Below are 20,166 nucleotides of genomic sequence, written 5' to 3'. Positions count from 1 at the left end.
GCTGCGGGTCAGCGGCCGAAGCGCTGCTTCAGCGCGGTGAGCGCGGCCTGGAACACGCCGCCGCCGATCTGCTGCGTCAGCGCCGCCTCGCGACCGGGGGCGCAATCGAACTCCGCCTGCCACTCGGCCAACGTCAAATTGCCGTCGGTTATCGGCGTCAGCGACAAGGTGGCGACATAGTTCTCCACCTGCATAGGGCTTTCGAGGATCGCGTAGCTGCAGGAGAGGTCGTAGTCCGACAGCGCCAGCAATTTTTCGCGAATACGCCCGCCGTCCTTGAGCGTGAAATTGCGGATGCAGCCGATCCGGTCGGCATGCGCGTTCTGCTCGATGCGGCTCTCCGCCACGAAAGGCGCCCAGCCCGGCAAGCCGTTGAAGTCGCGCACGACGTTCCAGACATCCGCGGCCGGAGCCGGGATGACCGAGGAGACATAGACCTTGGTCATGTTTGAAAGCCGGCTGTGGGCATGGCAGTCCACGCATGCATTATCTCGCGCCGCGCCAGCTCGACCCCCGCTCCGTCGAGCTTCGCTCGACACCTCTCCCCCGATCGACGGGGGAGAGGAAGGGCGCGAGCCTTCCGCGGCGGGCTCCCTTGCTCTCCCTCCGGAGGGGGGAGAGGCGGCGCTGCGAAGCGGCGACGGAGTGGGGGAACCACTTGGCAATCATCGCGAACCGACCCGGCATGGCAATCGGGCGCAGGACGTCGTCTCGCACGGCCCAACGAAGCGGTGGGAAACACCGCGCTCACCTCAATGGTCGCGGTCGTCATCATCGTCCTTGGCGGTCTTGGCCTTGCCTTTCCCTTGCACTTCTTGTCGCTTGTCACGGGCGAGGTTGGAAATGTCCTTGGCGTCACGCAGCACGTCGGTCATCCGTCCGAGCGAGCCGCCCTCGATGCCGATCTCCTTCATCAGATTGTCGATCATCGGTGCCTGCACCCGGTAGCGCAGCGCCGAATCGATCACCTCGTCGGTGACGTTGCGGTTGCCGCCAGGCCCGCCGTTGATGCCGTCGACATGCAGGATCTTGATGCCGTCGATCTTCTCCATCGGCTTGACGCTCTCGCGGATGATGCCTTCCATGTGGTCCAGCAGCTTGCCGCGCAGGCGGCCGGCGCGCGCTTCGCTGGAGAGAAGGTTCTCCGCTTCGTTGATCTGCCGATGGCCGGTCGCGTCGACTTCGTAGCGCTGGGCGGCGGCAAGGGCGTGGATCTTCTCCGCTTCCGCGGCGGCGACGGCCGCGATCTTTTGCGCCTCCGCCAGGCTCTTCGCGGCCTTCATCTCGGCCTCGGCGGCGGCCGTGACACGAAGCGCCTCACGCTCCGCTTCTCGGCTAGCGGCGATCAGGTCGGTCAGCTTGCGGCGCTCGGCGATCTCGCGCTCGCGGGCGGTCAGGGCCTGTTCCTCGGCCTGGATGGCCTTGGCGCGGACGGCCTCCGAAGCGGCGATCGCCGAGGAGCGTTCCTGCGTCTTCTTGGCGATATCGATAGCCTTCTGGATTTCGGCGATCTCCACCTTCTGGTCGCGGTCGACGCCGAGCTGGCGAATATCCCGCTCCTTGATGAGGCGAGCCTCCTCGATGCCGCGCTCGGTGGTGATGCGGGCCCGCTCGACCTCTTCGCCGGCCGAGATCTCGGCTTCCTCGAAGGCCTGGCGCTTGGCGATCTGCAGGGCTTCGAGATGGCGCTCCCTGTCGATCCGCACCTCGTCGACGGCACGTTCCTGCTCGATCCGCGCGGTTTCGGTCGCCTGGTTCTCGACGATCTCGGCGCGGCGCTTCTCCGCCTCCGCCCTGGTCACTTCGAGCGCCTTTTCGGCCAGCGCGATCTGACGTTCGAGCTCGGCGATCTCGAGCGACTTCTTGCGCTCGATCTCGAGCCCGCTCTGCGCTCCTTCGCGCTCGATGCGCGCCTTCTCCAGCGAAAGTCCGAGAGCGATCTGCTCGCGCTCGGTCAACTCGCGCATCTTCATCTCGGCCTCGTCGAGCGCGCGGCGGCGCGCGATCTCGCGGCGCTGGGTGTCTTCCTCGCTGCGGATGCGTTCCTCGGTAATGCTGCGCTCCTGGGCGAGGCGCGATTTCTCGACTGCCTCGCGCGCCGAAAGCTGCGCCTGTTCGGCCTCCTGGTCGCGCACGGCCCGTTCCCTGGCAAGCTCGGAGCGCTGTGCCGCGCGCCTTATCTCCACCTCGCGCTCCTGTTCGAGGCGCGCATATTCGGTGTCGCGCTCGATCTCCAGCACCTTGCGCTGCGTGTCGAGGTTCTGGTTGCGGATATCGACCAAAGTGCGCTGCTCGATCTCGTTGCGCATGCGGCGCCTGGTCTCGATGGATTCCGTGAGCTGCGTCAGGCCTTCGGCGTCGAAGGCGTTGGACGGATCGAAATATTCCAGGCTCGTCTGGTCGAGATCGACGATGGCGACGCTCTCCAGCTCGAGCCCATTGGCGGCCAGCGAATCCGACGCAAGCGCCCGGACCTTGTCGGCATAGTCGCCGCGCAGTTCATGCATCTCCTCAAGCGTCATCTGCGCGGCGACGGTGCGCATGGCGCCGGCGAACTTGCCCTCCAGCAATTCGCGCAGGCTGTCGGGCTGCAGGGTGCGGCGGCCAAGCGTCTGCGCCGCGGCGGCGACGAACTCCCGGCTCGCTCCGACACGGACGAAGAACTCGGCGATGAGGTCGACGCGCATACGGTTCCTGGTGATCAGCGCCAGCGCGTCCTCGCGGCGAACTTCGATGCGCAACACACCCATGTTGACGGGGGTGATCTCGTGCAGCACCGGGATCACGAAGGCACCGCCATTGACCACCACCTTCTCGCCCAGGAAGCCGGTGCGCACGAATGCCGTCTCCTTCGTCGAGCGGCGATAGAGCCACCGCAGGATGTAGACGGCGATCACCACCACGACCGCGGCAACGATCAGCCACAACAGGAAAGCGCCAAAGCTCTGCGCGTCCATGATTTATTCTCCCCTACACAATCCGGTCAGCGCTAGACGCCAATTCAAAGATCCGTCCGCCCTCAGGTAAAGCCAAATTCGTCATGCCCGCCTCTGCAGCTTCGGGCCGATCGCGTGGAAGGCGCTGATCACCGCATCGATGAAAGGCGTGTCGTTGATGTTGGCGCGCACCCGCTCGACATGGCGTTGCGGCGCCCGGCGAACGGTCTTCTCGATCGCTTCGAACAAAGCGTTATCGGCTTCCGGATCGTGAAAGGGCTGGCCGGGCGCGTCGAGCATCGACACGCCGCCCTCGGGCAGCAGGAAGCGCACCGGCCCGTCCATGGCGTTGAGCCGTGTGCCGATCCATTCGCCGAAGGCGCGGTTCTCGTCGCGGGTCGTGCGCATCAGCGTGACGTTCGGATTGTGGATGACGAATTTGCGGCTGCGGAACTTTTCCGGCACGGTCTCGCGCGGGCCGAAATTGACCATGTCCAGCGCGCCGGCCGAGCCAACATAGGGCAGCCTTGTGCGGATCGCCGCCCCGAAACGATCCTCGGTCGCCGGAAAGACGCCGCCGACGATCATGTCGGCCACTTCGGTCGTGGTGAGATCGAGGAAGGCCGACAGCAGGCGGGAATCGCCGAGGTTTTCCATCGCGCGCCCGCCGATGCCGGTGGCATGGAAGACGAGGCAGTCGTAGTCGGCCTCGAGCCGCTTCGTGACCGCTTGCACCGCCGGCGTGGTGACGCCGAACATGGTGATGCCGAGGGCAGGGCGCGCCAGCTTGCGCCTGGCGTCCCACGCCTCCGCATTGGGCAATTGCGCGACCATGCCGGCCATGGCGTGGGCGGCGTTAGCAAGCACCTGCTCGGTGATCGAGTTCAGCCCCTGAACATCGGCGACCGAATGGAACATCATGATGTCGGCGCCGCCGACATATTTGGCGACGTCGCCCGCCGCCACCGTCGACACCATCAGCTTGGGGATGCCGACAGGCAGGACCCGCATGCCCGACGTCGCCAGCGTGGTGCCGCCGGAGCCGCCCGCCGAGATGACGCCGCCGATGCGCGGCTCGCGCTCGATCCAGCGCGCGAAAGCTTCCGCCATGGCGCTGACCGAGCCGCCGCGATCGTCGGTGAAGACGGCCGAGGACCCACGCGGGTGCATGCCGGCCACCTGCATGGCGGGCACGTCGGCGCTCGACGGCTTTCCCGATGTCGACAGGTCGACGGTGCGGACGGGCAGTCCGAGCGACTTCAGCCGGTCGGCGACGAAGCGCAATTCTTTGCCCTTGGTATCGAAGGTTCCGGCGACCAGCACGGTTTTGCCGATGCGCTCGGCAAAGGGGATGGCGAAGACCTTCCTCGGGTCGTCCTGGGGCGCGGCCTTGTCGACGGCCGCTTGCCGCAATTCGGTGACCGGCACGTTCCAGCGGTTGGGCAATTGGGTGACAGGGCGGTAGACGCCGCCCTCCGCCGGTTCGACCGATCCGCCTGCCGCGCGGTCGACGCGATAGACGGCCGCCAGCTGCTCCTTTGCCTGCGCCGCTTCCATCGCCGTGACTGGCGCTTCCTCGGCATGGCGTCCGACGCCGAGCAGCCGCTGCTGCAGGTCGCGGTCGGCGGCGAGCGCGGAAGCGTCCATCAGTCGGTTGATCCGGCCATTGACCATGATCGCGACCTGGCTGGAGACAGCGGTGGCAACACCGATATTCTGCTCGATGACGAGCACCGCCATCTCGCCCTCGGCGGCGAGGTCGACCAGCATCCTTTCGACCTGGTCGACGATGATCGGCGCCAGGCCCTCGGTCGGCTCGTCCATCACCAGGAGCTTGGGGTCGCTGAGGAGCGCGCGCGAGATGGCGAGCATCTGCTGCTCGCCCCCTGACAGTTGCGATCCGCCATTGTGCCGCCGCTCCGCCAGGCGCGGAAAAGTCTGGTAGGTGCGCTCGACCGTCCAGGCGGCTTCACGCCGGTTGCCGGCGGCCAGACGCAGATGCTCATCGACCGTCAGGCTCGGCCAGACGCGTCGCCCCTGCGGCACATAGCCGATGCCGAGGCGGTGGATCTCGTGCGGTTCGAGCGCGGTGATCTCGCGGCCGTCGAAGCGGATCGAGCCGGAGCGCGCGCGCTTCAGCCCGACGATGGTGTTGCACAGCGTCGACTTGCCCATGCCGTTGCGGCCGACGACGGAAAGCACCCCGCTTTCCAGCGTCAGCGAAATTCCCTGCAGCGCATGGCTCTCGCCATAGAAGACCTGCAGGTCTTCTATCTTCAGCACCGCCCTGGCGCTTTTGCCGGCGGAGCGTTCAGCCATGCTTGCCTCCGAGATAGATCTGCTGGACCTCCGGATCGGCCTCGATTTCCTGCGGCGTGCCTTCCTTGAACAGGTGCCCATTGTGCATCATCGACACGTAGTCCGCGACGCGCAGCGCGACGTCGAGATCGTGCTCGATGATGATGAAGCCGATATGCTTGGGCAGCGCGTTGAGGATGGCGACGAGGTCGCGGCGCTCGGTCGGCGAAAGACCCGCCGCAGGCTCGTCGAACAGGATGAAGCGCGGCGCGCCGGCAAGCGCCAGCGCGATTTCCAGCTGCCGCTGCTGGCCATGGCTCAGCGTCGCCACCAGTGTGTCGCGATGGGCCTCGAGATGGACCGCTTCGAGGATCGATCGCGCCTGCACCATGTTGACGTCGTCCGCGGCGGGCCTCAGCAGCGAAAACCGCCGGCGCGAGACGCCCCGGCAGGCGAGAAAGATGGAATCGAGGACCGACAGCCCCTTGAACAGCTGCGAGATCTGATAGGTGCGGCGCAGGCCGCGACGGATGCGCTCATGCGGCGGCAGGTCGGTGATATCTTCGCCGAAGAAGCGGATGCGTCCGGCGGTCGGCAGGAAGTCGCCGGTCACGGCGTTGAAGAGCGTGGTCTTGCCGGCGCCGTTGGAGCCGAGGACCGCGCGCCGCTCGCCGGCCGCGATCCTCATATCGATGCCCGAGAGCGCCACCAGCGCTCCGAAATGCCGCACAACGCCATCGAGCTCCAGCGCATAGGCACCGGAGCTCTGCAGACGGTTCGCGGCCAGGTTTTCGGTCACTGACGATGCTCTTGCAGGTACCGTTACGGGCAGCTCGGATTGTCGCGGTTGACCGCACCCAGCTTCATGAACTCGTCCTCGGGAATGCCGAGCGTCTGGTTGACCTGCGGCACGACCTTGACCAGCTTGTTCAGAAGATTGCCGTCCGAACCTTCGGTGACCTCGGTCAGGAAGATGTCGGCTACGGCGTTGCGGTTCTTGTCGAGCGACACCTTGCCGGTCGGCGTGTCGAAGGAGAGCTTCGACAAGGCCTCGCGCAATTTCTTGCCGCCGTCGGAGACGTCGCCGCCGACCTGGTCGAGCGCCAGCAGCGTCGCCTTCATGTTCACATAATAGCCGTGGGCGAAGAGCGATGGCGAGGGGAAGGCGCCCGGCTGCTTCGCATAGGCTGCGACGAACGACTTCCAGGCCGGCGCGTCATTGGTGTCGGCGGTCGGTCCGGCCGAGGGCGTGCCCTTGAGCACGTCGCGCAACTTGCCTTTCGAGGTCAGCACGGTCTGGTCGACGGTGATCGAGCCGCCGATCAGCGGAGCCGAGCCGCCTGCCTGCTGATACTGGGTCAGGAAGTTGACGGCGTCGGCGCCGCCGAGCGCCACATAGATGGCGTCGACATCCTCGGGGATCGCCGCGATGACGGAGGAGAAGTCCTTGTTGCCGATCGGCACCCAGGATTTCGACGGCACATGCCCGCCAGCCTTGCAGAACTCGGCCATGAAGCCAAAGACCTGCGTGTAGGGGAAGGAGTAATCCTCGGCGACGGTGGCGACCTTCTTGTAGCCCTTGTCCTTGAAGGCATAGGTGCCGAGGCCGGCCATCCACTGCGCGCCGTCGGTGGAGAAGCGGAAGAAGTTCTCGGCCGGATTGCGCAGCGTCGTGTCCTGCGCGGCCGAGGTGCCGTTGATGAACGTTACGTCGGGCTTCGTCTTGGCGTAGTCCTTGACGGCAAGGCCCTCATCGCCCGAAAGCGGACCGACCAGCACCTTCACGCCGTCCTGCTCGACCAGCTTGCGCGCCGCGCGCACGGCGCTGTCGGGCGATGCGTCGGACGAGCCCTTGACGATCTCGATCTTCTTGCCGGCGACGGTGCCGTTGGTCTCGGCGATCGCCGTCATGGCGCCGCGTTCGCCGTCCTCGCCGAGCACCGTGAACGGTCCCTCGAATGTGGCGAGCAGGCCGATCTTGATCGTGTCGTTGGCGGCGAGCGCCATCGAAGGCGCGGTCAGCCCGGTGAACAGCGCCAGGGCCAGCAGTGTACGTCTATGCATCCTCGGTTCCTCCCATTGAATTGCATTGATCTGCAGTGCTTCATCCGCGACGGCCGCTAGGGGCCGGCGCGCAAGGATCCCTGGGCAAGATGTGGCTTGATCCTCCCCCACAACCCAAGAATTCCATCCGGCGAGACGAAGACGATCACCAGGAACACCAGGCCGATCAGCGTGTTGAAACGCTCGGCGCCGACGATGTCGATGGCGAAGGTCTGCATCAGTATGACGACGATCGCGCCGACGAACGGCCCGATCGGATGGCGCAGGCCGCCGATGACGGCGATGATCAGGATGTCGATCGCCACGTCGACACCGATCGTGCCCGGCGAGACGCGTCCGTTGAACCAGACCAGGAGCACGCCCGCCAGCCCGGCGAGGATGCCGGCCAGGAACCAGGCGAAGACCTTGTGCGCGGTGACGTGATAGCCCAGCGCCCGCATCCTGCGCGGGTTGTCGCGGATCGCCTGCAAGGTCATGCCGAAGGTGGAGCGCGAGCCATAGAGCACCGCCGCGTAGGACAGCATCGCAAGGCCGAGACAGAGGTAGTAGAAGGGTTTCGGGTCCCGCCAGTTGATGCCCCAGAATACCGGCGCGTGGATGCCGGCGTAGCCGGAATGGCCGTTGAAGATCGCGTAGTTCTGCTGGGCGAAGTAGAAGGTCGCCGTCGCGATCGCCAGCGTGATCATGAGCGTGTAGATGCCTTCCGTGCGCACAGAGATCCAGCCGATCAGCGCCGACGACACCGCCGCCGCGGCGACCGCGAAGGGGACGACGATCCACCATGGCCAGCCGAAACCCAGCACGTTGGAATTGTTGCTGCCAAGGATGGCGACCGCGTAGGCGGCGATGCCGGCGACCGTGATCTGCGCCAGGCTCAGCATTCCGCCATAGCCGGCCAACAGCATCAGCGACAGCGAAAGCACGCCGAAGATCATCGAATAGCCGGCGATCTGCGTCAGGAAGAAGTCGGATGCCACCAGCGGATAGAGAAGGAGCGCGGCGGCAAGGATGACGTGCCCCGCGCCGATCTTGTCCAGCCAGTTCTGCTGCGGCGCCGCGCCGTCGGCGGCTGTGGCGAGGCTCATCGCGCCTTCCCCATGATGCCTTGCGGCCTAACCGCCAGCGTCACCACCATGATGACGAAGGTGAGCACCACGCCATAGGTCGGGAAATAGACGAGGCCGATCTGCTCGGCGAGCCCGATGAGCAGCGCCCCGATCGCCGCGCCGGTGATGGAGCCCATGCCGCCGACGATGACCACGACCAGCGAGGCAAGCAGATAGCGCACGTCCTCGCCGGGCGCGACCGAGAGCGCCGACCCGCCGACGACGCCGGCGAAACCGGCTAGTCCGGCGCCGACCGCGAAGACGATGGCGAACACCGCATGCACATTGACGCCGGATGCCGACAGCATGGCGCGGTCGTCGACGCCGGCGCGGATCATCATGCCGACGCGCGTCTTGTTGAGCATCAGCCAGAGTCCGACCCCGATGACGATCGCAGCCGCCAGCACGACCACGCGGTAAAGCGGATAGGTGAGGAACACCGAAGCGCCGTTCGAGCGAACCGCGGTGATGATGGGCAGGATCAAGGCGCCGTCGAGCCATTCCGGCGTGGCGATCTGGTAGGTGCCGCCGGCCCAGACGGCCAGCATCAGGTCGGCGGCGACGATCGAGATGCCGATGGTGACCAGGGTCTGCCTGAGGTCGTCGCCTTCCAGGCGGCGGAAGACGAAAACCTGCATGACAACGCCGATGATGGCGAGCACCGCGAAGCCGGCGGCGACCCCGAGCAGCCAGTAGCCGGTGCGGCTGGTGACTTCGTAGCCGATATAGGCGCCGAGCAGGTAGAGCGAACCATGCGCCAGGTTGATGTTGCGCATCAGGCCGAAGATCAGCGTGAACCCGCTGGCGACCAGGAAATAAAGACCGGCCAGCGTCAGGCCGTTGAGGATGGCGCTGACGAAGGCCTTCTTGGAGATCAGGATCGCGTTCAGCCATGCGGGCCAGACGGCGAAGACCAGCCAGGCGACCGCCGCGAGGGCCAGCAGGCCGACAAGGCCCCAGACCTGGCGGCGTGTCATGCCGCCGCCCGACAGCGACGAGGACGATGGCTGGTCGAGTATGCTCATGCGGTCAGCCGCCGGCGCTGCTCGTTCATGCGCGGCGCCTTGTGGAACTTGCCGTCCTTCATGATCGCGAGGATGCGGTTCTTGTCCTGCAGGATGCGCACGTCCGAAATCGGATCGCCGTCGATCAGGAGGATATCGGCGAGGTAGCCTTCCTTGATCAGGCCGAGCTCGTCGCCCATGCCCATGATCTGGCCGCCATATTTGGTCGCGGCCTGGATCGCCTCCATCGGCGAGAAGCCGAACATCTCGACGAAGGTCTGGATGTCCTTGGCGTTGGTGCCCTGCGGCGTCCAGGCGAAGCCGTAGTCGCCGCCGATGCACACGCGGATGCCGCGCCGGTGCATCTTCTTCATCGTGTCGATGCACATCTCCAACTCGCGCTCATATTCGAGCGACAGCGGCGAGCCGGGCTTGATGCCCCATTGCTCGGCATGGCGCGCGGTGTTGATCAGCCAGGCGACGCCGGGCGCGACGAAGTGCTTGTCCTTGACCGCCTCCAGCATGTCGAGCGCTTCCTCGTCGGCGAAGGAAGCGTGGTAGATGTTCTGGATGCCGTGGCGGATGCATTGCTTGACCGAGCCGGAAGAGCGCGCATGCGCCGACAGCACCTTGTTGCGGCAGCGCGCCTCGGAAGCAGCCATGGCGACCTCTTCCTCGGACATCGGGGTTTCCTCCGCGCCCATGCCGGTGATGCTCTCGCCGGAAAGGTTGAGCTTGATGGAATCGACGCCGTATTTGATCAGCTGGCGCACAGTGCGGCGGATCTCCTCCGGACCGGAGACTACGATGCCGAGATTGAGGCCCTCATGCGGGATATGCGAGGGCGCGGAATCGCCGAGGCCGCCGACCGTCGTGATCTCAGGTCCGGCCGCGAGGTAACGCGGTCCGGGGAACCGGCCCTGGTTGATGAATTTCTTGGCGACGACGTCGAGCCGCGGCTTGGCGGCGGCCGCGCCCCGTCCGGCGGTGAAGCCGGCATCGAGCACCAGCTTGGCCATCTCCATGGTGACCAGCATGTGCTCCTCGATCTCCATCATCTGGATGGGATCGATGCCGGGCGCGTTGTTCCAGGACAGATGCAGATGCGCGTCGATCATGCCAGGCATCAGCGTCGCGCCCATGCCGTCGATCACGGTGGCGCCCCCTGGCGCGCCGCCGCTGTAGGAAGACGACGAGGAGGAGCCGAAGCGGGACGAGCCCTTGGTGATCTGCTTGATGCGGTTGCCCTGCACCAGCACCTCGCCGGTGTAGGGGTATTCACCTGACGCGTCGAGCACGCGCACATTGGTGAAGAGCGTGCTTCCCGACCCGTTTCCGGCCCAGCTTTCGTCTGCCATAACAAGCCTCCCAACTTGCCGAGCGCGTAAGTCTACGCCCGCTGCGAAATCCTCACCTATCAACCCGTCTCAAAAAATCGGCGAGCCTCAGACTGCTCTCGCGCGGACTTTCCACCGTGGCCCAGTGTCCGCACCGATCGAGCGAGGAGAATACGGCTCCCTTGATCTTGTCGGCAAGCGCCTGGGCGACGCCCGGCGGATTGACCGTGTCGGCGTCACCGGTGACGAGCAGGGTCGGCGCCGAAATCCGGCGCGCATCGACCGCGGCGACTTTCGCCAGGGCTTCACAGGTGCGCGCATAGGATTCGGGGTCCTGGCGGGTGATCGATTCCCGCACGAAGGCCGCCGCCGCGGGCGACGTCTCCCTGGTGTGCGCCGAGATCGCGTTGGCGACGATCTGATCGGCGATGTCGGAAATGCCGCCGGAGCGCGCCAGGCGCGCCCGGTTGGCAAGGCCTTGCCGGGTCGCTTCCGCGGGTTCGGCCAGGGCGCCGAACAGTGTCAGCGATGTAACCATCGAGGGCTGCGTCGCCGCGATCTGCTGGCACACGATGGTGCCCATCGAATGGCCGACGAAATGCGCCGATGTAACGCCCATGCCGGCCACGGCGCGGATGACGGCCTCGCTCATCCCCTCGATGGTGAGCGGCTCGATCGGGCGCGGCGAGCGGCCCGACCCCGGCAGGTCGAGCCGGATGACGCGGTAGCCGGAGAGCGCGCCCATCTGCGGCTGGAACATGTTCGAGGTTCCGCCAAGGCCATGGATCATCACCACGGCCGCGCCTTCGCCTGTCACTTCCGCGACGACCTGGCCGACGGTCACGGTCGTCATTGCGGCCTCTCCGCGAAACGGTTCTCCAGCATGCCGATACCGTCGATCTCGATGCGCACGACGTCGCCGGGCTTGAGATATCTGGGCGGATCGAAACCGATGCCGACCCCGACCGGCGTGCCGGTGGCGATGATGTCGCCAGGCTTGAGCGTGATGCCTTGCGACAGCGTGGCGATGATGGTCGGGATATCGAAGATGAGCAGCGATATCCGCGAGTCCTGGCGCAGGTCCTCATTGACGAAACAGCGGATACCGGCGCTGGCGAGATCGAACTCGTCCCTGGTGACGGCCCACGGTCCCATCGGGCAGAACGTGTCCTGCGATTTGCCGATCAGCCACTGGCTGTATTTGCCTTGCAGGTCGCGCGCCGTGACGTCGTTGACGATCGTGTAGCCCCAGACGTGGTCGAGGGCATCCTCCTTCGAGATGCCGCGCCCACCCTTGCCGATGATGACGGCAAGCTCCGCCTCATAGTCGATCGCCGTCGACACGGAGGAATCGATCAGCACGCTGGCGTGGTTGGGGACGACCGATTCCGGCACCTTCGAGAAGATGATCGGGTGCTTCGGCACCGCCCCGGCGCCGGCGCTGGAATCGAACCCTGAGCGGGCGAATTCGTGCGCGTGCTCGTGATAGTTCTTGCCGACGCAGAAAATATTGCGGCGCGGCTGTGGAATCGGAGCTTCGATCTCCACGCCGGCCAGCGGAACCGGGGAGAGGGTGCGCGGCAGCCCGGCTCCATTGCGTTCGATCAGCGCGAGCAACCCGGTCTCGGCGCGCTCGACCGGGAAATCGAAGGGGGCGACGGTCTGGGCGGCAAGATCGACCAGGCCGACCCGCCTTTCGCCGGCGAGCGAGAAAGTCGCGACCCGCATGAAGTTCCTCCCGTGAACCAATTTTGAGCCAATTTTCCGCTCTTTTAAGACACGCTAGCTTCAATTGGCTTAGGCCGCAAGCCGGATTCTGATTGGCCTCATCAAATAATCCCAATGCCTAAAGCGTGAAAATACGGAAATGTACGCAGGCTTGTATGATGGACGGGCGCATGAAATTCTGCTATGAATGGTTCAGTATTGGATCAGATAAGCACTCCCAAACATGCCCAAACTGGTTGCCAACGATATCGCCCTTGCCCTGAAGAAGCGCATTTCGCTGGGCGAGTGGCTGGAGAACGGCCGCATGCCGCCCGAGCGTGACCTCGCCAGCGAGTTCGGCGTGGCGCGCAACACGGTGCGGCGTGCCGTGAGCATGCTGGAGGATGACGGCACGGTCGTACGCCATGTGGGTCGTGGGACCTTTTTGACGGCGGGCAACCCCGATTCCATGGCCGCGACCGTCGCGCGCATGGAAGGGACGAGCCCCGCCGACATGATGGAGATCAGGCAGTTGCTGGAGCCGGCGGCGGCGTCCTTTGCCGCGACCAATGCCAGTACCGGCGAATTGAACGCCGTGCGCGAGGCGCACAAGATTGCCTGCGCGTCCCAGGACATGCCAACTTTCGAGCACTGGGACGCGGAATTCCACCACCGCATCTTTGCATGCTCGCGCAACGACTTCCTCAAGGAGATACACAATCTCATGCGCATCCTGCGCAATCAGCGGCCGTGGTTCGAGATGAAGAAGCGTTCCTTCTCGGAGGAGCGCCGCGCCACCTATTGCAGCGAGCACCAACTCGTCCTGGATGCGTTGCTGGCGCGCGACTCCGAAGGCGCCAGCGAAGCCATGCTGACGCATCTGAGGACCGTCGAGCGCAATCTTCTGGGGAGGTAATCGCCCCGATGGCGGAGCCTGAGTCGACATTGCATGAGGATGCCACTATATAGCGCCTGCTCGGGCTGAGGCCGGGGCAGCATCGACCGGGAAGCCGCGATACGGCTTGTGATACACATGCGCTGTCAAAGTTAGAAAAAAGCAAGCAAAAAACAACAATAGCGGCCTTCTATCGATCCCGGCCAACGATCCATCATTCTCAATGATCTGAACGTGCACCTCGACCCCTCCCATTCCTTCGGCTCCGCGGACCATGGGCAAGATGCCTTGTCCCATGGGCAAGATGCCTTGCCGGTCGAGGCCGACTCGGCTCGAATGGGGCATGCATTCTGTGCGGGGGTGCGGACGTTCATGGCTACCAACCGGCTTTGCCGCTAGGGAAGAAGCAGTATGAGTGAACATGCGATCGAGTTCCTGCGCGGATGGATTGGCGAGAAAGTCCAATGCCAGCATTCGCCGATCAAGATCGACAAGCAGGCCGAGACCCTCGCCAAGGAATGCTGCGCCAAGGCCGCCGAGGCGGGCATTCTGCTTGAGGACATTCAGGAAGAGGTCGGCGACATCCAGGAATTGATCGCATCGCGCCTCGAGGAAGCTGCCGAAGAGGGCAGCAGCGAAGCAACGTCCGACAAGCCGGCGGAATGAAGCCGGCAGAGTGAAAAAGCCCGTCCCGGCGCGGGCTGGCGGTATCTCTTAGCCGAACGTCTCCTTCAGCCAACTCTTCGCCAGCGCCGGCACGAAATTGCCGTCGCGTCCCGTCATATCCTCATTGGCGACCAGCGCATTGAGGATCGCCTCCTCAACACCTTGCACGACTGCGTCGAAGAACGGGTCGATGTCGACGTCCGGGATGAATTCCGCGTATCCGATGCTGCCCGAGGCGCCGTGCGCCGCCTGCGGATTGGCGGTCGAGAACGCCAGAAAGATATCGCCAGAGCTGTGGTAGCCATAGCCGCCGGTCATGGCGATGCCGAGCGGCACGCGCCTGGCGAGCCGCTTCATCTGATGCGGCAGGAACGGCGCATCGGTGGCGACGACGGCGATGATGGAACCCTTTTCGGCGCGTGCCGTCGCCTCGCGGATCGCAGGCTCGACCAATTCAGGACCGACGCGCCGGCCGCGAATGGTGAAATTGTGCCTTTTGCCGAAATTCGCCTGCACGAACACGCCGAGCGTGTAGCGCTTGCCCTGCCATTCGATGATGCGCGAGGCGGTGCCGGATCCGGCCTTGAAGCCGAAGGTGATCATGCCGGTGCCGCCGCCGACGCTGCCTTCCTCGATGGCCCCGCCGCTGGCGCCGTCGAACGCCTTGGCTACGTGCTCCACGCTCACATGGTGGCCGTTGATGTCGTTGAGGAAGCCGTCATAGGTTTCGGCCGCCACCGGCAGGCCCCAGCCTGTGTCGAGCGCGGCCGGTAATATTTTGTGCATCCAGCGCAACGTCGCGTCCCGGGTGACGCCGCAGGAATGCGTGTTGGTGATGGTGACCGGGAAGTTGAAGGCGCCGGTCTCCTCGATGATATGCGTTCCGGTCAGCTCGCCATTGCCGTTCTGGCTGAACACCCCGGCGAACACCGGCGTCGCGAGATCGGCGACTGGCCTTGGCAGGATGGCCGTGACGCCGGTGCGCACCGGGCCGGTGCCGACCTGCAGAGGACCGTCGCCGGATATCAGCGTCGTGTAGCCCACCGACACACCCGGCACGTCGGTGATGGCGTTGAAACGTCCGGGCGTCCCGTCCAGCGCGATGCCGAACGATCGCAGGCGCGGCTTGCCGGAGGGGGTGCGAAGATGCGGGTCGTGGCTGCCCATTGAAAACCTCAGAACAACGAGCCCTGATTGCCCGGCTCCTTGGCCTTGGCGGGCGACTTCGCGGCGAGCTTCGGTCGCGCGCCGCCGGAGGTTGCGATGGCGTCGGCACTGCCGTCGGCGAATTCCAGCTGCAGCGCGGCGCCCGGCGCCAACTCCGCGGCCCGTTTGATGACGGTGCCGTCGGCGTCCTTGACCAGCGCGAAGCCGCGCGCCAGCACGGCCTTGTGCGACAGCGTCGACAAGAGCCGCTCGGCCTGGGTCAGTGCCGCGCGCAGCCGGTCGAGCCGCCTTGCCAGCGCCTGGTCCTGCCTGCGCGACAGTCCCGTCAGCGTGTCGGCCTGCAGCTTCTGCCGACGGACGATCGGCGCCGGCGACAGGCGTGTCGATGTGCGCTGGAAGCGCGCGCGCCGCTCGCGCACGATGGCGAAGAACGCCGCGCGGGCACGCGCGATGTCGCGGCCGGTCAGCGTGCGCGCCTCGTTCAGGCGCCGCGACAGGGTCGCCGGCGTCAGCCTTTGCCGCTCCAGCGTTGCCCGCTTGCGCTCGATATTCACCGTCAGCCCGCGGCCGAGGCGGCTGGTCGCATCGTCGAAACGGCGGCGCGGCAGCGCCAGCAACTGGTCAGGCGAGGGGAGCGCGCGCGCCGCCGCGCGCACCGCCTGACGCTTGCGGTCCAGATGCCGTGAGGCGCAGGCGTTGAGCCGCGCGCCGAGGCTGGCGAGCGTTGCCTCCAGATCAGCCCTGACCGGCACGGCGATCTCGGCGGCGCCCGTCGGCGTCGGCGCGCGCATGTCGGCGACAAAGTCGATCAGGGTCGTATCGGTCTCGTGCCCGACGGCGGAGATCACCGGGATGCCGGACGCCGCGACGGCACGCGCCAGCCCCTCGTCGTTGAAGCCCCAGAGGTCTTCCAGGCTGCCGCCGCCGCGCGCCACGATCAACAGATCGGGCTGGCGGATGGGTCCGTCCCATGTCAACGCGTTGAAACCGTTGACGGCCGCGGTCACTTCTCGTGCCGTCGTCTCGCCCTGGACCCTCACCGGCCAGACCAGTACGTGGAGCGGGAACCGGTCCTTGATGCGGTGGATGATGTCGCGGATCACCGAGCCGGTCGGCGAGGTGACGACGCCGATGACCCGTGGCATGAACGGCAGCCGCCGCTTGCGGCCGGCATCGAACAGGCCTTCGGCCTGCAGCCGGCGCTTGCGCTCTTCCAGCAGCGCCATCAGCGCGCCGGCGCCCGCCGGCTCCAGATTGTCGATGACGATCTGGTAATTGGATTTGCCGGGGTAGGTCGTCAGCCTGCCGCTGGCGATCACCTCCATGCCTTCCTCGGGGCGGAACTTCAGCCGCGCCATGGTGGTCTTCCAGACCACGGCATCAATCCGCGCGCGGTCGTCCTTCAACGCGAAGTAAGCGTGGCCGGACGAATGCGGGCCGCGATAGCCGGAAATCTCGCCACGCACCCGCACATTGCCGAAGGCGTCCTCGACAGTGCGCTTCAGCGCGCCGGAAATCTCGCTCACCGTGTATTCGGTCGCGTTGCTGCGTGATTCGCTTGCTGTTTCACTCATTTGGCGATTGGGGAGCGCTTATCGGCCCGCGTCAAGCACGGAGAAACCTCGCTAATATTATAACGCGATTTTAAGCCCGATTTGCTTTGACTGGCGGCAGGAGAGCCGGCTGGGACGTTATGAGCGCACGCCGCAACAGCAGCCCGTTGACACGTCAGGTCACGCTGACGGTGCTGACGCTCGCCGCTTTCGCTTTGGCCATCGTCGTCGGCTTCGGCTTCTACGCCGCAGGCAAGGCCGACAATTCCTCTCTCGAACGGCAGAAGATGTTCGTCGCCGATGGCCTGCAGGACCAGATCGCGGCTGTTGAGCGGGAGCAGGAAAGCGTTTCAGTCTGGGACGATTCCGTCGTCAATGCAAAGGCCGGCAACCAGGCCTGGATGGCCGACAATCTCAGCGTCTGGATGTACACCTACTACGGCCATAACCGGATCTACATTCTGGATAGCGCCAACCGTCCGATCCACGCCATGCGCGAAGGCAAGGCGGTCGATACCTCCGCCTACGGCGAGGATCGGCCTGTCCTTCTTCCCACCATCGAAAAACTGCGCGGCATGCTCTCGCGACCGCCCGAAACCGGCATGTCCGGCCAGCCCGCGAAGGCGGTTGCCGAGGATCTGGTGCCGCTCGACGGCAAGCCGGCGATCTTGAGCGTCATGCCGCTGCTGCCGAGCTCTGACAGGGTCGCTCAGGCGCCCGGCAGCGAATATCTGCATATCTCGGTCGAATTCATCAACAACGCGGTCATCGGCAAGATCGCCGGAAAGTACCTGCTGGAGGGCGCGCGTCTGGTGCCATTGTCCGAGCCGGTTGGCCCAGCCGCCGTGCCGCTGGTCGATTCGCGCGGCGTGATCCTCGGCTATATCGGCTGGGATCAATTGCGGCCCGGCCTTGCCCTGGTGCGTAAGATGGCTCCCGCCCTGGCGATCGCGCTGCTCCTGGCGGGCGGCGTGCTGGTATTCCTGTTGCGTAGGCTACGTCGCGCCTCGGCGGCGCTGCAGACAAGTCAGGACCAGGCGCAATATCTCGCCTTCCACGACACGCTCACCGGCCTGCCCAATCGCGCGCTGTTCGAGGATCGCTTGCGGCGCACGCTGCTCTTCGCCAGCAAGGACGGGACGCGCGTGGCGCTGCTTTACCTCGACCTCGATCGCTTCAAGCATATCAACGACACGCTCGGCCATCCGGCCGGCGACCAGCTGGTGCGCCAGACGGCGGCGCGGCTCAGGCACACGATCCGCGAGGTCGATACCGTCGCCCGGCTCGGCGGTGATGAGTTCGCCGTCATCCTGCTTGACGTTCCCGATGCCGGAAGCGCCGAGGACATCGCTGAAAGGCTGCTCGCGAAGCTGCGCGAGCCGTTCCGGCTGATCGACGACCAGGTGTTCGTCAGCGCGAGCGTCGGCATCGCGCTGTCGTCCGGATCGGAGACGGATGCGGACGACCTGCTGCGCAAGGCCGACATCGCTCTTTACGAAGCCAAGAAGAACGGTCGCGGCCGCTACGAGGTGTTTGCCGGCGACATGGACGATCTCCTGTTGCGCAAGCGCAGGGTCGAATCCGAACTCCGCAAGGCGCTGGATGGTGACGGCGGCATAAAACTCGCCTATCAGCCGGTTTTCGCGGCCGACGGCCGCTGCATTCTCGGGGCCGAAGCGCTGATCCGCTGGGGACATGAGGTGCATGGCGCTTTGCCTGCGGCGCAGTTCATCGCCATCGCCGAGGAGCGCGGCCTCATCGGCGAGCTCGGCAAATGGGCGCTGAGCGAGGCCTGCAGCTTTGCCGCTAGGACCGAACTGCCCTGGATCGCGGTCAACATCTCGCCGATGCAGTTGCGTGATATCGGCTTTGCCGAACAGGTCTTCGCGGTCCTGAGGGAAACCGGGCTCGATCCGTCCCGCCTGCAGCTGGAGACCACCGAAAGCGTGCTGCTCGAGCACAATGACACGACCGGCACGGCGATCGACAAGCTGCGCAAGTCCGGCGTGCGCATCGTGCTCGACGATTTCGGCACCGGCTATTCCTCGCTGAGCTATCTGCGCCGCCAGGCGATCGACAAGTTGAAGATCGACCGCTCCTTCGTGCGCCTGCTCGACGAGGACGAAAGCGCCCGTGCGATCGCCAAGACGCTGATCGAGCTGGCGCTGGCGCTCAAGGTCGAAGTGACCGCCGAAGGCGTCGAGACCGACACCCAAAAGGCCCTGCTGGTCGGCATGGGCTGCCGCCAGTTGCAAGGCTATCTGCTGTCGCCGCCGCTGGAGCCCGGCGAATTGCTTGCGCTGCCGGGTGTTTCGTCAGCCGACCGGGAGCGTGCCGTCGCCCGGGCCTGACGTTACCAGCCAGGCATGATCTGGTTCGCCTTGACCCGCTTCATCTTGGCGAAGGCGAGCGCGGCGAAGTCGAAGCTTCCCGCCTCTTCGCTGACCGGCACGGAAATGTTGTCGAGGCTTTCGGCGATGTGGCGGGCCAGGGCGTCGACGATCTCCGGCTGCGAGGTCTGGCCGCGCATGATGCCGATGCGGCAGTCCGGCAACTGGCCGAAGCCGTCGGCCTCGCCGAGCACGCGCATGCCAGGCCTGAGCGCGCATTCCGGCAGCACCGAGACCGCCAGGCCGGAAAGCACGGCCGCGGTGATCACAGTGGCCGAGAAGCTGGAGAACAGCACCCGGTAGTCGCGGTTCTGCCTGTCGAGCACGTCGACCGCGGCGCGCCGCCAGATGCAGTTCGGCCGGCCGAACGCCATCGGCAGGGTCTCCTGCTCATGCGTGGCGTGGTTGGCCGAGGTCACCCACAAAAGCGGCTCGCGCCGCACCACTTCCGACTGGCCGCGCGTGTCGTTGTGCGTCACCAGCGCCAGGTCGAGATTGCCGCGCTTGATGTGCTCGACCAGCCCCGGCGTCGGCTCGCAGACCACCGTCAGCTCGACGCGCGGGTTGGAGCGCGAGAAGCGCGCCATGATCTCGGGCAGGAAGCGGTCGGCATAATCGTCCGGCGTGCCGATGCGGATCGTGCCTTCGAGCCGCTGGTCGTCGAAGGCGGCAAGCGTCTCGCGGTTGAGGTAGATCAGCCGCCTTGCATAGGAAAGCAGCCGGTCGCCCTCCTCGGTCAGCTTGTTGGTGCGGCCGTCCTTTTCGAACAGCGGCTTGCCGATCCGCTCCTCCAGCCGGCGCATCTGCATCGACACAGCCGACTGCGTCCGGTGCACCTCTTCGGCCGCGCGGGTGAAGCTTCCTGTATCGGCGATCGAGATGAAGGTCTGCAACTGATCGAGGTCGAGCGGCGCTTTCATCGGTCCAACCTATCATTGATGTTGATGCTAGAGATTAAAAACATTCGTTGGATTAATCAATCGCGCGATGGCAAATTGCGATTTGTCCACATGACAGCATGTGCACGGAAACCGAAACGGCGC

General features: G+C 65.5%; 16 protein-coding genes. 3 read left to right on the top strand and 13 right to left on the bottom strand.

Annotated elements, in window-relative coordinates; genetic code table 11:
* Nucleotides 1–8: 8 nt before the first annotated feature.
* From RFM41_RS15425 to RFM41_RS15380, 10 genes are all read right to left on the bottom strand, one after another.
* Nucleotides 9–446, bottom strand: a complete 438-nt coding sequence (locus RFM41_RS15425; RefSeq protein ID WP_320249960.1) for an SRPBCC family protein — start codon at nucleotides 444–446, stop codon at nucleotides 9–11.
* A gap of 306 nt (nucleotides 447–752) precedes the next feature.
* Complete coding sequence (locus RFM41_RS15420) at nucleotides 753–2,957, bottom strand: flotillin family protein (RefSeq protein WP_320249959.1); 2,205 nt, start codon at nucleotides 2,955–2,957, stop codon at nucleotides 753–755.
* A gap of 81 nt (nucleotides 2,958–3,038) precedes the next feature.
* Nucleotides 3,039–5,255, bottom strand: coding sequence for an ABC transporter permease (locus RFM41_RS15415; protein ID WP_320249958.1), 2,217 nt, complete (start codon nucleotides 5,253–5,255; stop codon nucleotides 3,039–3,041).
* A complete protein-coding gene (locus RFM41_RS15410; RefSeq protein ID WP_320249956.1) occupies nucleotides 5,248–6,033 on the bottom strand; it encodes an ABC transporter ATP-binding protein in 786 nt (261 codons plus the stop codon). Before RFM41_RS15410 ends, RFM41_RS15415 begins: the two co-directional genes overlap by 8 nt.
* Nucleotides 6,034–6,056: 23 nt before the next feature.
* Nucleotides 6,057–7,298: an ABC transporter substrate-binding protein gene (locus tag RFM41_RS15405; RefSeq protein WP_320249955.1), complete on the bottom strand. Its 1,242-nt coding sequence runs from the start codon at nucleotides 7,296–7,298 to the stop codon at nucleotides 6,057–6,059.
* Between the two features lie 56 nt (nucleotides 7,299–7,354).
* Nucleotides 7,355–8,383, bottom strand: a complete 1,029-nt coding sequence (locus RFM41_RS15400) for a branched-chain amino acid ABC transporter permease (RefSeq protein WP_320249953.1) — start codon at nucleotides 8,381–8,383, stop codon at nucleotides 7,355–7,357.
* Nucleotides 8,380–9,429: a branched-chain amino acid ABC transporter permease gene (locus tag RFM41_RS15395; RefSeq protein ID WP_430691539.1), complete on the bottom strand. Its 1,050-nt coding sequence runs from the start codon at nucleotides 9,427–9,429 to the stop codon at nucleotides 8,380–8,382. The genes RFM41_RS15400 and RFM41_RS15395 overlap by 4 nt, the downstream gene beginning before the upstream one ends.
* Complete coding sequence (locus RFM41_RS15390) at nucleotides 9,426–10,766, bottom strand: metal-dependent hydrolase family protein (RefSeq protein WP_320249951.1); 1,341 nt, start codon at nucleotides 10,764–10,766, stop codon at nucleotides 9,426–9,428. Before RFM41_RS15390 ends, RFM41_RS15395 begins: the two co-directional genes overlap by 4 nt.
* Before the next feature lie 52 nt (nucleotides 10,767–10,818).
* Nucleotides 10,819–11,598 (bottom strand): alpha/beta fold hydrolase, encoded by a 780-nt coding sequence (locus RFM41_RS15385; protein ID WP_320249949.1) that lies wholly within the window; start codon nucleotides 11,596–11,598, stop codon nucleotides 10,819–10,821.
* Nucleotides 11,595–12,473 (bottom strand): fumarylacetoacetate hydrolase family protein, encoded by an 879-nt coding sequence (locus RFM41_RS15380; RefSeq protein ID WP_320249947.1) that lies wholly within the window; start codon nucleotides 12,471–12,473, stop codon nucleotides 11,595–11,597. Before RFM41_RS15380 ends, RFM41_RS15385 begins: the two co-directional genes overlap by 4 nt.
* A 223-nt stretch (nucleotides 12,474–12,696) precedes the next feature.
* On the opposite strand from RFM41_RS15380, the gene RFM41_RS15375 reads away from it, so the two are divergent.
* Together RFM41_RS15375 and RFM41_RS15370 are read left to right on the top strand one after the other, a co-directional pair.
* Nucleotides 12,697–13,368 carry a FadR/GntR family transcriptional regulator gene (locus RFM41_RS15375; protein ID WP_320249945.1) on the top strand — a complete coding sequence of 224 codons (672 nt, stop codon included), beginning with the start codon at nucleotides 12,697–12,699 and terminating at the stop codon, nucleotides 13,366–13,368.
* A gap of 390 nt (nucleotides 13,369–13,758) precedes the next feature.
* Nucleotides 13,759–14,013 carry a hypothetical protein gene (locus RFM41_RS15370; RefSeq protein WP_320249944.1) on the top strand — a complete coding sequence of 85 codons (255 nt, stop codon included), beginning with the start codon at nucleotides 13,759–13,761 and terminating at the stop codon, nucleotides 14,011–14,013.
* A 48-nt stretch (nucleotides 14,014–14,061) separates the two neighbouring features.
* On the opposite strand, the gene RFM41_RS15365 is transcribed toward RFM41_RS15370, so the two are convergent.
* Nucleotides 14,062–15,180 carry a DmpA family aminopeptidase gene (locus tag RFM41_RS15365; RefSeq protein WP_320249942.1) on the bottom strand — a complete coding sequence of 373 codons (1,119 nt, stop codon included), beginning with the start codon at nucleotides 15,178–15,180 and terminating at the stop codon, nucleotides 14,062–14,064.
* A gap of 8 nt (nucleotides 15,181–15,188) precedes the next feature.
* The gene (xseA, locus tag RFM41_RS15360; RefSeq protein WP_320249941.1) at nucleotides 15,189–16,754 is read right to left on the bottom strand and encodes an exodeoxyribonuclease VII large subunit; all 1,566 of its coding nucleotides are present in this window, start codon (nucleotides 16,752–16,754) and stop codon (nucleotides 15,189–15,191) included.
* Between the two features lie 119 nt (nucleotides 16,755–16,873).
* Here xseA and RFM41_RS15355 point away from each other — a divergent pair, with 119 nt between their 5' ends.
* Nucleotides 16,874–19,084, top strand: a complete 2,211-nt coding sequence (locus tag RFM41_RS15355) for a bifunctional diguanylate cyclase/phosphodiesterase (RefSeq protein WP_320249939.1) — start codon at nucleotides 16,874–16,876, stop codon at nucleotides 19,082–19,084.
* A gap of 2 nt (nucleotides 19,085–19,086) precedes the next feature.
* On the opposite strand, the gene RFM41_RS15350 is transcribed toward RFM41_RS15355, so the two are convergent.
* Nucleotides 19,087–20,043, bottom strand: a complete 957-nt coding sequence (locus RFM41_RS15350; protein WP_042640974.1) for a LysR substrate-binding domain-containing protein — start codon at nucleotides 20,041–20,043, stop codon at nucleotides 19,087–19,089.
* Between the last annotated feature and the right edge of the window lie 123 nt (nucleotides 20,044–20,166).

Source organism: Mesorhizobium vachelliae, assembly GCF_033977325.1.
Taxonomy (GTDB): domain Bacteria; phylum Pseudomonadota; class Alphaproteobacteria; order Rhizobiales; family Rhizobiaceae; genus Mesorhizobium; species Mesorhizobium vachelliae.
This window is presented reverse-complemented; position numbering and strand designations above follow the sequence as displayed.